This is a genomic window from Marinobacter sp. V032 (assembly GCF_052645435.1).
In genome coordinates, this window is sequence record NZ_JBQXYE010000001.1 from 1,556,745 (window position 1) to 1,569,516 (window position 12,772).

General features: G+C 55.1%; 15 protein-coding genes. 11 read left to right on the forward strand and 4 right to left on the reverse strand.

All coding sequences use genetic code 11. The features are described 5' to 3' along the window. Positions 1-28: 28 nt before the first annotated feature. Complete coding sequence (locus tag ACUN9X_RS07115; protein ID WP_445472626.1) at positions 29-559, reverse strand: cytochrome b; 531 nt, start codon at positions 557-559, stop codon at positions 29-31. A 298-nt stretch (positions 560-857) separates the two neighbouring features. On the opposite strand from ACUN9X_RS07115, the gene efpL reads away from it, so the two are divergent. Then, positions 858-1,424, forward strand: a complete 567-nt coding sequence (efpL, locus tag ACUN9X_RS07120; RefSeq protein WP_445472627.1) for an elongation factor P-like protein EfpL — start codon at positions 858-860, stop codon at positions 1,422-1,424. A 119-nt stretch (positions 1,425-1,543) separates the two neighbouring features. Here efpL and rnk read toward each other — a convergent pair whose 3' ends face one another. Continuing rightward, complete coding sequence (rnk, locus tag ACUN9X_RS07125) at positions 1,544-1,942, reverse strand: nucleoside diphosphate kinase regulator (protein ID WP_445472628.1); 399 nt, start codon at positions 1,940-1,942, stop codon at positions 1,544-1,546. Positions 1,943-2,313: 371 nt separating this feature from the next. On the opposite strand from rnk, the gene ACUN9X_RS07130 reads away from it, so the two are divergent. From ACUN9X_RS07130 to ACUN9X_RS07160, 7 genes are all read left to right on the forward strand, one after another. After that, positions 2,314-2,757 (forward strand): hypothetical protein, encoded by a 444-nt coding sequence (locus ACUN9X_RS07130; RefSeq protein WP_260036292.1) that lies wholly within the window; start codon positions 2,314-2,316, stop codon positions 2,755-2,757. A 135-nt stretch (positions 2,758-2,892) separates the two neighbouring features. After that, positions 2,893-3,552: a porin family protein gene (locus ACUN9X_RS07135; protein ID WP_260036291.1), complete on the forward strand. Its 660-nt coding sequence runs from the start codon at positions 2,893-2,895 to the stop codon at positions 3,550-3,552. Between the two features lie 217 nt (positions 3,553-3,769). Next, a complete protein-coding gene (locus tag ACUN9X_RS07140; RefSeq protein WP_445472629.1) occupies positions 3,770-5,137 on the forward strand; it encodes a hypothetical protein in 1,368 nt (455 codons plus the stop codon). 30 nt (positions 5,138-5,167) lie between these two features. Further along, positions 5,168-6,286 (forward strand): BamA/TamA family outer membrane protein, encoded by a 1,119-nt coding sequence (locus ACUN9X_RS07145; RefSeq protein WP_445472630.1) that lies wholly within the window; start codon positions 5,168-5,170, stop codon positions 6,284-6,286. A 78-nt stretch (positions 6,287-6,364) separates the two neighbouring features. Next, entirely contained in the window at positions 6,365-6,565 is a 201-nt protein-coding gene (locus ACUN9X_RS07150; protein WP_260036288.1) for a DUF1656 domain-containing protein, read from the forward strand. A 9-nt stretch (positions 6,566-6,574) separates the two neighbouring features. After that, positions 6,575-7,435, forward strand: a complete 861-nt coding sequence (locus ACUN9X_RS07155) for an efflux RND transporter periplasmic adaptor subunit (protein WP_445472631.1) — start codon at positions 6,575-6,577, stop codon at positions 7,433-7,435. An 18-nt stretch (positions 7,436-7,453) separates the two neighbouring features. Beyond that, positions 7,454-9,565, forward strand: coding sequence for an FUSC family protein (locus tag ACUN9X_RS07160; RefSeq protein ID WP_445472632.1), 2,112 nt, complete (start codon positions 7,454-7,456; stop codon positions 9,563-9,565). Positions 9,566-9,580: 15 nt separating this feature from the next. On the opposite strand, the gene ACUN9X_RS07165 is transcribed toward ACUN9X_RS07160, so the two are convergent. Beyond that, entirely contained in the window at positions 9,581-10,282 is a 702-nt protein-coding gene (locus ACUN9X_RS07165; protein WP_260036285.1) for a lytic transglycosylase domain-containing protein, read from the reverse strand. 279 nt (positions 10,283-10,561) lie between these two features. Here ACUN9X_RS07165 and ACUN9X_RS07170 point away from each other — a divergent pair, with 279 nt between their 5' ends. Then, complete coding sequence (locus ACUN9X_RS07170) at positions 10,562-10,807, forward strand: hypothetical protein (protein ID WP_445472633.1); 246 nt, start codon at positions 10,562-10,564, stop codon at positions 10,805-10,807. Positions 10,808-10,884: 77 nt separating this feature from the next. On the opposite strand, the gene nfsA is transcribed toward ACUN9X_RS07170, so the two are convergent. Further along, positions 10,885-11,622 carry an oxygen-insensitive NADPH nitroreductase gene (gene nfsA, locus ACUN9X_RS07175; RefSeq protein ID WP_445472634.1) on the reverse strand — a complete coding sequence of 246 codons (738 nt, stop codon included), beginning with the start codon at positions 11,620-11,622 and terminating at the stop codon, positions 10,885-10,887. A 210-nt stretch (positions 11,623-11,832) separates the two neighbouring features. Between nfsA and ACUN9X_RS07180 the strand changes: the two genes are divergently transcribed. After that, entirely contained in the window at positions 11,833-12,024 is a 192-nt protein-coding gene (locus tag ACUN9X_RS07180) for a hypothetical protein (protein WP_260036281.1), read from the forward strand. A 28-nt stretch (positions 12,025-12,052) separates the two neighbouring features. Further along, a complete protein-coding gene (locus tag ACUN9X_RS07185) occupies positions 12,053-12,739 on the forward strand; it encodes a glutathione S-transferase family protein (protein ID WP_445472635.1) in 687 nt (228 codons plus the stop codon). Positions 12,740-12,772: the final 33 nt, after the last annotated feature.

The following is a 12,772-nucleotide window of genomic DNA, read 5'->3' on the forward strand; positions in this document are numbered from 1 at the left end:
GATGGCGGTTTGGTAGTAGCGCTCTGGATTAGCGTTTCGATGCCATTCTTTCCAGTACGTTGACATCCCCGCTACGCCGGTGCGCCCGGGCCATCATGATGTGCCCTGCGATCATCGCCAACAGAAGCCATCCCAGCCAGCTGTGCAGCACGTTAGCGGGCAAGGTCATCCATTCAATGGCTTCGCCTTCAAAGCCCGGCATTAGCGGTATCCCGAAAGGTGTAAAGCTCCTTCCTGAACCATACTGTCGCAACAGCGCGAGTGCGGGTATGAGTAGCATCAGTGCATAAAGAGCGTAGTGGCCATACGCTGCGAGCTGATTGATCGCGGCTGGGCGGCGGGGATGGGTCCACAATGCCCAGGCTAATCTGATCGTGATCAGTACGATAATTACCAGCCCTGTAGGTTTGTGGCTACTCCATAGGAAATCCCCAACGGGCGTGTCATCCAGCAGGAGATGCCCGAACGCTGTGGTGAACTGCCAGAGCAAGAGAAGCGCAGTGCTCCAGTGAAACAGCCGGCTGATGGTGCCGTAATGTTGGGGCGTATCCTTGTGCATGTGAACTCCATGGCATGGGATGAATGAAAGTTAGAAACGGGGTTCGGATTGTTCAGCCATCTATTTTGCCTGTTCTGATGATTTCCAGAATAGGACGTTCCCCTTATTTCGCAAGACGCCTGAGGCATGCTCAAACCGGGCTGTTTTCGAATACGGTTATCGATCCACTATCGCCTGGACTGTGTCTTCGTGGTATATCAGCATACCGGTGAAAGCATCGCGTGAGGGCGGTTGTGTAGTCGGTGATCGCATTGTGTCGGTCGATCTCTGTCTGATTAAAATTCTGGAGTTTTGGAAGATGCCAAAAGCAAGTGAAATCAAGAAGAACTCGGCAGTTGAGTTTGAGGGTCGGGTCTACTTCGTGAGGGATATCGAGCGTTCAGTACCACAAGGTCGTGCTGGTGGAAGTCTCTACCGTATGCGGATGTACGATGTTGTGACGAACAATAAAATCGACCAGACCTTCAAGGATTCAGACATGTTGACGCTGGCGGATCTTACCCGGCGTCCTGCTACGTTTTCCTACGCGGATGGTGATGAGTTCGTCTTCATGGATACTGAAGACTTCACTCAATACAGCCTCAACAGGGAAGTCATTGCAGAAGAACTGTTGTTCATCAGTGAAGAAACTCAGGGCGTGACAGTGATTCTGGTCAGTGACTCACCCGTAGCGCTTGGGCTGCCCCCCACGGTTGATCTGGAAATCGTAGAGACAGATCCTTCCCTCAAGGGTGGTTCAGCCACCGCCAGAACCAAGCCGGCAACCCTGACGACCGGTCTGGTGGTGCAGGTGCCGGAACATATCTCCACCGGTGACCGCATCAAGATCAACGTCGATGAACGCCGGTTTCTGAGTCGCGCCTGATTTTAGCGATAACGCATCGTTGACAGGCGGCGTTGCTTCTCTGCCCACCGGCTTTGGTGCAAGCCAGGACACCTCACGTCAATTGAGGTGTCCGCGTTGCTTGCGGCCTGCCACAAAATTCACACGGCAGGCTGTGACGAGTCGGTCACCTGAATGATTTTCAGGTGCAGCATATTTCTCCCGTTCACCGGCCATTCGATCCTGTCACCCACGCTTAGCCCCAGCAGGGCCGAACCGGCAGGTGCGAGAATGGATACACAGCCTTCGGCACCTTTGGCGTCAGAAGGGTAGACCAGCTTCAGTTCATGTTCGCGCTGGTTGTCTTCGTTCATAAACCGGACAGTCGAGTTCATGGCTACGATGTTGGCAGGCAAGTTTCCGGCCGGCACAAGAGTGGCGCGGGACAACTCTTCTTCAAGCCCAATCGTTGTTTCAGTATCGGCTGCTTGCCTTTCGAGCATGACCCAGAGTCGGTCGTGATCCTGTTGGGTAATGGTAATTGCGGGTCTGTCGGACATAGTGATCTCTCAATTCTCGTTGAATGCTTGCTCGTTGGTTGGTGGGCTGGGGTCGATGTCATCGCCGAATCCGACGATGCAGGTGCGGATTCAGCGAGAAGAATGGAAGAGAGCGAAGCAGCAGCGCATCACCCGGAGCACTGGGGCTGGCGATGACGCAGTATCTGACAGTTGCATGGGCATTGATCTGAACACGGTGATGCTCGATAGAAGAATAGTGGCTCTATCATTAGCTGATGCCCGACCCAAGATCAAGAAAATTGGTCTGCTATCTGCGGAGAGGCTGGCGGTGGCCCAGGAAAGGCCTGTAAACACAGGATTTTAAATTCGGTTGTCGATAGACTCGATCAAAAATAAATGGAAACAGTATCATGACAATCGCAGAAAAATTGTGCCTGACGGCTGCCTTTATTTTCTTTATGACCGGTTTGCTCACCGGTATCTGGAAATATGCCTGCATGGCAGCGAGCCCCAGAGCGGTCGCACCACGCTATGTCGATGTCGCGCATCGCAGCTCCCTGATGTACAGCTTTGCAGCCATGTTGCTCGGGTGGTTTGCAACTTACAGTGTGTTTCCCCAATGGCTTAATACAGCGGCTGCAGCTTCGGCGCTGTCTTTTTTCGCGTTCGCAATTGCCAGTTATGTGGTGCACGGGGTGCTGAAAGACACCAGTAATCAGCTGCGCAAACCGCACAGGGTGGGGCGCAGGACATTGCCTCCGGTACTGATGGTGATCTTTATGGTGCTGTTGATTGTCGCCGAGGTGGGTGGCAGCGCTGTACTGGGGGTTGGCGCCTTGCTTGCGGTCTGGTGAACCGGCGCCAATCCGGTGCTGTGTCGTACGCGGCTGTCATCACACATTTCCATTCTCCGCCAGGTTCACTATTTTAATAGTTAAAGGTGCCTGGGCGCTCTTGCGCTGTTGGCTTAATCAGAAGGAGAGTGGATCGTGAAATTCTGTACTCTGGTGATTCTGATCCTGGGTGTTGTGTGTTCAATGGCTGTTCAGGCCAAAAGGGCGGAGCGCTGGGACATGTCCATTCAGATGTTGGGCAACTTCAGTGAGAAGAGCAACGGCAGCAACGGATCGAGCGTCGATATCGATTCTGCAGTTGGGATGGCATTTGGCGGTTCCTATCATGTTAATGAGCACCTGCAGTTCGGGGCAGACCTGTCGTTTTTCTATCCCGACTATAAGGCGACCATCAATGTTGAAGGGGGTGGCCAGGAAACGATCGACTCGGAACTGGACGTGTTTAACGGTCATCTATATGGCGCCTGGAATTTCCTTCCCGGCCCGCTGACCCCTTATGTGCGTGGCGGGCTCGGGTGGACATATATTGATTCGAATATCGTGTCCGACGATGTACCTTCAGGCGTCTGTTGGTGGGACCCCTGGTACGGCTATATCTGCTCCCGGTATTACGAGACCTATGACGACACCTTCTTTACCTACGGCATGGGCGTGGGCCTGCGTTACGACATCGGTGAGCAGTTATTTGTTTCCGGTGGCTTTGACCACTACGAACTGGTGGGCGACGGTCTGGGCTCCAGCCCCGACTTCGATCTATGGCGTATCGAATTTGGCTGGCGCCTGCCGGCCTGGTAAGTATCGCCGGGCATCTTATTCCTCCCGGCAACCGTCCGGAATTCAACTATAGTGTTTTGTATTAAAAGGAATTCGGCGGGGAGTGATGGCTGGCGTGGACACAATGGGCTCAAGTTGGCGGCGTGCTATCAGCGACCTCAGGTATTGGGGGGCGGCAGCTTGTATTGCTGGTCTGGCTTCCGGCTGCAGTTCTGTTCCGGTGGAGGACCGGGACAGAGTGCGGGATGAGCTTGATATCGCGGCCCAGGAGTCGTTGCAGCGGTTTATTGAAGAAGATGCCGCCATTGCCAAAGAGCTGGCGGCTGCGCCTGGCTATATGGTGTGCAACGCCACCACTTTGATGGTGGCCGCCCTCGGAAGCGCTTCAAGCGCATGTGTGCTTTATGATCAGCAACGCCGCACCCGAACCTATCTCGACGGCACCAGCCTGAATGTCGGTGTGGGGCTGGGTTCAGTTGAGGCCGAATACCTGGCGATCGTCAAGACTGAGGATATGCTGGACCAGTTGCAGCGGGGCCGCTGGGTGTTTCAACCCAGCCTTGGCGGCGCTCTAGGGGATACCAGCAGCGCCTATATACTGGCCGACGGTGATCTCGAAGTGCTCGCTCGAAGCGAATCCGGTGCTGCAGCTGTTGCAGGGGTCGGCATAACCCACCTGAATGTAAATCAGGAACTGACGGATACGGGGCTTGCGACGATCAGCTTCCCCACTCTGGGGGCCGGTTCCCCCAGCAGGCAAACCGAGGCAGCACCGCGAAAGTGGCCCCATCGTTTGCCTTTTCTGGCTCAGGACGTCGTGGATTTAGGATTCAATCTGCCGAACCCGTACGGAATCGGTATCACCATTGCGGATGTTGATCAGGAAATGACGCTTACCGACTTGATGGTCGGCTTCAACGGCACCGAGCCCAAACCCTACGAATTCGTCGCGTTTAATGACACGGCCACTGAGCTGCGGACCACGCAGATCAAGGTGGATGCCTGGCTGTTTCCCTTCATGAATGTGTTCGCCATGTTCGGGCAGGTCGATGGCGACATCCAGATGAATGTGCTGGTAGATGGCGATGCGCTACTCAGCCAGGCAGGGAAGGACTGCAGCAAAGTGATCAAGCCTGTTAGCTGTCTGGTTCTGGAAGGTCGCAACGTGACGCTGCCCATCCGTACCGGCGTCAGTCCGATTACCTACGGGGCGGGCACCGTACTTGCCGGTGGCTGGCACGACTGGTTTGTGGCATTGCCTATCAACATTACCTATTCGGAGCCCAACAATGCAGTGGCATATGGGCGCTCGCTCACCATTACGCCGCGAGGGGGGCACGCGTTCCAGTTGAACCGGCTGGGGCGTCTCTCGCTGTTTGCAGGCGGAAACTATCTGGATAGTCGAAATACGGTGAACGGGACGCTCATCGTTCCCAAAACGGATATTCAGCTGGAATATCGCATCAAGCAACGTAATAAAGACCGCTGGGCTCTGGTTACCGGTTTCAACTGGGACGTCAGCCCTCGACTGTCATGGACTGCCGAGTACAACGGCTTTATCGGCACTCGGGAGTCCTTCATTTCGTCACTGGTTGTTCGGTTCTGATGTCGCTGTTCAATGGGGATCTTGATCCACATGACACGCTATAGCATTTTACTCACCGTTGGACTGCTGTCATTGGCATTCCGTGCAAACGCAATTGATGAGCCTGACGCATTTGTGGATTCGACAGAGAGCAGTCAGCTGGCACCCAATATCGACAAAGGTAACTGGGTGGTGGCGCCCATACCTATTTCAAATCCGACTCTGGGTACCGGCCTGCAGCTGGCCGTTCTTTATCTTCACCCGGCGCGAGGCAACAGTGATGATTCGCCCAATGCCACCACGGGCCTGGGCCTGATGTACACAGACACCGACAGCTGGTTTGCGGGCCTGTTCCACAAGACTTACCTTTACGATGACAGTTTGCGGCTCATGGCGGCAGCGGGGAAGGGCTCGTTGCAACTGAAGTACTTCGGTTCCGGTGGAGGAGGGCTGTTGGCCAGCAACCCCGTTGGTTACAGTCTCGATGCTGATGTTGGGTTTGCCCGCGCGCAGTGGCGTTTGCCGGGCACGGAACACTGGTTTTTGGGGCCCGCTTACGTTTATGGTCAGGGCGATGTAACGCTCGACTTCAGCTCGCTGGTGCCGACTCTGCCAGCCGTTGGCAAAAATATTCTGATATCGGGGCTGGGGCTGACCCTGACCTACGATTCCCGCGATAACAATTACTATCCTACCCGGGGTGCGGACTTTGGCATCAGCTCCTTTTATTATGGGGACGATCTGGGAAGTGATTTCAGTTTCAGCAAGACCACGGCGTACCTGAGTAATTATTTTCCGGTGTCGCCAAAGCTGGTGGTTGCCAGCAATGCCTATTACGAAACCGGTGCAGGCGATATCCCGTTTTTCATGCTCGCGTCTCCGGGCGTTCGTGGCTACGATCGGGGGCGTTATATGGACGACGGTGCCCTGAAGCTCAGCATCGAGTCGCGCTATCAATTCAGGGCCCGCTGGTCGGTTGTTGGTTTTTACGACTACGGCTGGGTCAGTGACAAGGCTGACCGCATACTGTCGGGTGAGACGGCGTTCAGTATCGGCGGGGGTATTCGCTGGCAGACAACGCCGGATAAACCGCTCAATCTCGGACTGGACGTCGCTTACACCGGCGACAGCGATGCCGTTGTCTTTATCCAGATTGGCGAGCGCTTCTGAATAATTCGCAGGTTATGCGATCGATTCCTTCAGGGTGTTTTCGCTGGAAATAAACCCTATGACGATGACAAGGCACTGATGCTTCACGAACTGGGATTTGGCGGCATGTTGTTCAGTCCATTGGTGGTCATGATACCAATGGCGTTTGTACTGGCGTCCGTCACCCGGCTGGCACTACACCACCTGGACTGGCGGCGGTATATCTGGAAGGAAGCCTGGTTCGATGTGGGGCTTTATGTGTGCTATCTCGCGCTCATCATTTATTTTTTCGGGAGTTGAAACGGAGTTATGAATAAGGTGCTTCGTATAGGCGTGACATTATTGGTGGTTGTCGTTGCTGTGGTGGCGGGGCACTGGGCGTGGAATCATTATATGTATTCGCCCTGGACCCGGGATGGCCGGGTGCGGGCGGACATTATCACCATCGCGCCGGATGTGTCGGGTTGGGTGACGCAGATGCACCTGGCAAATAATCAGCAGGTGGCCAAGGGAGATCTCCTGTTTGAAATCGATGCCGCGCGTTATCAGGCCAGAATCGAGGAAACCGAGGCGCAGGCGGAGCAAAAGCGCATCGCTTGGGAGTTGGCCCGGCACCAGTATCAGCGCCGCGAGAAGCTGACCGGCCGCAGCGCTATCAGCGAAGAGGATCTGGAAACCTATCGCATCCACACCGCCTCGGCAAAGGCCGCCTACGACGTGGCGAAAGCTGAGCTGAACAGTGCCCGACTGGATCTGGAGCGTACCCGCGTGATCGCGCCTGAAGACGGCACAATCAGCAACCTCACCCTGCGTGAAGGCAATTATGTGAGCCGCGGAAATACCGTGATGTCGGTTATCAAAAGTGATTCGTTATACGTCACCGGCTATTTTGAAGAAACCAAGTTGCAGCGTGTCCAGGTGGGCCAGAAGGCGCGAATAACCCTGATGGGAGGTGGCCACAAGCTGGATGGCGAGGTGGTCAGTATCGCCAAAGGCATCGCTGACACCAATAACACCAGCAACAGCCAGCAGCTTCCCCAGGTGCAGCAGGCGTTTAACTGGGTACGCCTTGCGCAGCGCATTCCCGTTGATATCAAACTGGAACCGCTGCCGGAGGGAATTCACATCAGTGCCGGTATGACGGTCTCAATCGATCTCGAACCCCGATAACCGGCGGAGCTGACGCCAGTGCACCCGCTACTCGCCCAACTCCTGACGCCGGACCGCAGGTCGGTGATCTATGCCATCAAAGGCGTGATCTCCATGGCATTGGCGCTTTACGTGTCGATGTATCTTCAGTTGGATCGTCCCTACTGGGCGCTGGTTTCTGCGGTATTTCTCCAGATTCGCCCTCAGAGCGGCCTGGTCATCGAGAAGGCGCTTTGCCAGATATTCGGCTCGATCGTCGGCGCCGGTGTCGGGATTCTGATCCTCGCATTTCTGATGCCTTATCCGGTCGCAGCCCTGATCTGTTTGACCACCTGGATCGGACTGAATTCGGCTGCATCCTCAACGGTCCACAACACCAATTTTATATATGCCTTCGCGATGGCGGGTATGAGCGCTGGCCTGATTGTCGTGCTGGTTATGGCCGATGCGAGAACAGTCGATAGCCCGGCTATTTTCGAGATCGCCCAGGCGCGGATCAGCGAAATCGCAGTGGGCGCTTTGTGTGCGCTGCTGGTGAGCCGGCTGCTGTGGCCACTAAAGGTCAAAGATGTACTGCGAGATCATGCCCGCAGTGTGATCAACAAGACGCTGGATTACCTGCGATTGCAGCTGGATCCGGAGAGCGCAAGGGACGATCGCCATCAGCTGGCAGATGTCATTCTGGAGTCCCTCATCGCGCTCAATGACGATTCCAGTGCCGTTGTTTATGAAGGCACCGAGGGACCGGGCAGGGGGCGTGCGGCAAACTTGCTGTGTAACAAGATCATGTCGTTGCTCGCGGTGATACAGATTCTGGGGCGCTTCCAGCGCAATCATGCGGAACTGGTGACGCCGGCATTTAACGAACTGCTCGGTGAAATGCGCCTTTACTTCCATCGCATCGCCGAAGCGAACAGCTACGAGGAAAGCTACAAACTGGCTCAGACCCTGCGTCGCACCCTGCTGAGCCTGCGCTCGGAGTATGTTGATGAGCCTGCAATCGTCAGTCGTCTGACCCAGACATCGCTGGAACTGGTGGCTGATCTTGTCATCGCCTTACGGGCATATAACGCGCTCGAAAACCGGGATCGAACACTGCTCAAAGCGCCCAAGCTGGAGACCCATCGGGACCCGCTTATCGGCATCGTCAACGGTTTTCGTACCGCCGTTGTTTTCATGATGGGCGCTATCCTTTGGGTGCTATCGGCCAGCCCCGCAGCGATCATGCTGATGATACTGCCGGTGGTCTATTCGATCATGTTTGCCCGCTTCTCACCGGTTACGCTGATGGTCGTGTTGCGGCGATTGATGCTGGGTGCGATCGCAGCCATTCCTGCGGCCCTGTTCTTTGGTGTTTTCCTGCTGTCCCAGACCAGTGGCGATTTCGAGATGCTGGTGTTGGTGCTCGCAGGCCCCTATTTTGTGGGCCTGCTCACCCTGCCTAACCGCGCGACCTTGCCTTACGGACTTGGCTTTTGCGTACCGTTTACCGTCATTACCCAGCCCACCAATCATATGGAATTCCATGCTGACACGGCGGTCAGTATTGCGCTGGGGCTGTTCGTTGGCATGAGTCTGCTTTACTGGATCTTCAAGCTGATCACACCGCCTGATGGCAAACGGATGCAGCGGCGTTTACTGATCTCAACAGCGAAGGACCTGACGAACATTGATCACCACGCCAGGCCGGAAGACTGGTTTAACGGTCGCATGGGAGACCGTTTGCTGAGGCTTGCCAACTATGATCAGGAAACCGGCAGTCCGCACCGATACATGACCGATCTCGGTTTTACCGGCCTCAACCTCGGGCATGTGTCCATGCGTCTGCGGCGGCTACTGCAAAAACACCGCACGCCTGCCGTCAACGTGTTGCTGAACCAGTGGCAGGTTGCGCTGGCTGACAGTTACCTGATGTCCTCAAAAGGTGGCGTAAACACGGATTTCCGGGTGGTGAGCGCCCAGTTGCTGCGCGCTATTCGTGCAGCTCATGCCGATGTGGAAGCTGATCACCAAACGCTTATTGCTGAAGGGATGTTCGAACGCATCGCGCTTACATTTGAGCGCACGGCCAATACGGTGGCAGAAGCCGAGGGCATGACTGGCTGGAAAGAATCGGCACGCCCCGAGGCAATCCGGACGGCCGGTGCGTGACGTTAAAGGTGGTATCTATCTGGTGGCGTAACGGTCGCGGAGAATGCCCACGCGTTTCACGTAGGCCTTGGTTTCGGCATAAGGAGGTATGCCATTGTACTTCGATACGGCTCCGGGGCCCGCATTATAGGCTGCCGCAGCGAGGCTAATGTCACCGTTGAAGCGCTTGAGCATAAGGGCCAGGTAATTGACTCCGCCGCGAATATTATCGGTGGCCATCATCGCATTTTTGACACCCAGTTCCATTGCGGTGGCCGGCATCAACTGCATCAGCCCCTGCGCACCTTTAGGCGATAAAGCGGCGGGGTTGAAGGCGGATTCGGCATGAATCACAGCCCGTACCAGCGCCGGATCCACTCCGAACTCGGTGGCCGCGGTTTTGATTTCGTCACTGAAAGGTTTGCGGTACAACGGTGTGGTATGCCAGTTGACGCGAGAGTTCGGATCGCAGGCATAACAGTAGAAGTGAATCACATCGACGTCGGTGTTGCTGGGGCGAGTGCCACTAAAAGCAACCACGCCGTTGTCATCCTTGTAGCGGAACACGACTTCATTTTTGGTCGAGGCTCGCTTCTGACTGTTACCTTTTACGTTGGTGAACTCCACCGTGCCATCAGCATGCATGATGCGCTTGACGCCATCCGCCATGGCGGGCATCGCGACAATCAGTGCCAGTGTGGTTAACCAGGGTAAAAAGGTCCGTTTGCCTTGCGTCATTGCTGTCTCTTCGTCGGTTCGATTCCTGAGAATCGTCCGCCTGTCCTGAACATTTTCAATGTTGAATGATACGACTTTGAACTTTAGAAGAAACGCCTTGATTTGTGGAAAAAATGTTACGTTTCGCGTTCTGCTGCCGGGTTCTCATTTAAACGTCTTTGTCCGAGATCGCCCGCCTTACTCCCGGGATTGCGATGAGTGGTCATAAAATAAACGATTTCGATGCTGCTCAGGTAAGCGTAGACTGGTTTTGACACGCTCGTCATGGAGGAATGAGATATGCGTTATGTAATTGCTGTAGTGGTCAGCATGCTGCTGAGCAGCCCGGTGCTGGCATCCCATTGCCCGTCACTGGTTAAGAAAATCGATGACCAGCTGGCCACCGTTGATCTTGATAGTGAAACCCGAGAGCGAATCGAGACCCTGCGCGACAAAGGTTTGGCCCTTCATAAACAGGGCAAGCATGGCAATTCCGTTGAGGTGTTGGATCAGGCGCTGGATGAGCTGAAGGCAGCGGAGCAGTAACCTGCAGGATTGAACTTGAATTAAAGCCGGCCTACCTGCTCGGGTAGACCGGCTTTCGTTTTATTGCCGTCCTGGCGTTATTTCATCTCAAACCCTCGGGCTTTGAGGAAGCTGCTCATGTGAGGGCGCAGCTTCGAAGTAAACAAGGGTTTGAGCTGCTCTGACCAGTTGGTTTCCTTGTTGCCTCCGGTACGCTCCAGATAGTAGGTGCGCATGGTGTCATCGAATGCGCCTATTTGAGCCAGGTCCTGCTCGTCGTGGTAGTAATCTTCTTTGAGAATCGATGCCAGTGGCAGGCGGGGTTTGACTTCGGGGTTCTGGTCCGGGTAACCCAGGCACATTCCAAATACCGGGTACACATGCTCGGGCAGCCGCAGGATTTCGCTCACATCTGCGGGGTGGTTCCGGATTCCGCCGATATAACAGATGCCAAGTTGCTCTGATTCTGCGGCAACCGCAATATTCTGAGCCATCAGGGCTGTATCGACGCTGGCGACCAGCAGTTGCTCCATCATGCCCCGCACGACCTCTGCTCCCGCACGCTCAGCGGCTTCAGTTGGGCGTTTCATATCGGCACAGAACACCAGGAAATCTGAAGAATCAGCGACATAGGTCTGGCCGCCTGTCAGTTCGACCAGTTTTGCCCGATTCTCCGGGTTGACCACATGAATGATGGAGTAGGCCTGAACATGACTGGATGTTGCGGCACTTTGGCCGGCTCGGATGATCGTTTCAAACAGATCCTGCGGAATTTTCTGGTCCTTGAATTTCCGGATGGACCGGTGAGAGTTGAGTAGTTCGATGGTCGGATTCATAAGGCCTCAATGTAATGCAGTGGATCAAATAGAACGTCTGCCGGACTAATCACTAGGATACGAAGGAATGTGGCGCATGTACCATTAGTAAAAAGCCTAAGGCACCGGGTTGCGCCTGCCAATCGTTCTTTACCCGGTCACGGGGACATGCTGCAATGGTTCGGGGGTAAACGATTGTCCCTGTCCAAACCCATCGCTGGAGTTTTGTCCATGATGAACTTGTTGGCGATCATCACCGTGCTGATTCTCGCGCTTGTCGTATTGGTGCCGTTTATGGAAAAGCACGCGAAAAAAACAGAGAAGCAAGGTGAACCTCGCGATTATGGCAACATCACCCGGTTTCTTTTCCCTCTGATGGGGTTATTGATCGTACTGCAGTTGATTCGCTATTACTTCTTCTGAACCTACCTGTCCTGAGGTTGATTACGCCATGCTCGAACTTGCCATTGCCAACAAGAACTACTCGTCCTGGTCGCTGCGTCCATGGGTATTGATGCACGAGCTTGCCATTCCATTTGACGAGCAACTCTCGCCTTTTTCCGAAAAGCACGATCCGCAGTCAGTATTTGCCGGATCACCTTCGCGAAAAGTGCCTTACCTGAAGGATGGCGATGTGCTGGTTTGGGATTCTTTGGCCATTGCGGAATATCTGGCGGAAATTAAGCCGGAAGTCTGGCCCAGCAGCCGTGAGGCCAGAGCCTGGGCCCGCAGTGCTGCGGCGGAAATGCACTCGGGTTTTCCGGTAATGCGTGATTTTTGCACCATGAACTGCGGTTTGCTGATCGAAACCGGCCCCTGGCCAGAAGGGCTGAAAAGCGAAGTCAGCCGGCTTGATGCCGTGTGGCAGCAGGGACTCTCGCATTTTGGCGGGCCTTTCCTCGCTGGGGACAGTTTCACTGCGGTTGATGCCTTCTATGCGCCGGTCGCCTTTAGAGTCCGGACCTATGGTTTGTCGCTGTCGCCGGAGAGCATGGCGTATGCCGAGCGCCTGTTGGCTCTCCCTTCGATGCGCGCCTGGTATGACGCTGCCCTGCAGGAACCCTGGCGCGACGAGGCACACGAAGAGGAGGCCCGCAGGGCGGGTCGATGGATCGAAGACAACCGGGTATCGTCCTAGTGTCCCGGTAGATTAACGAGTTAACCAAACGGG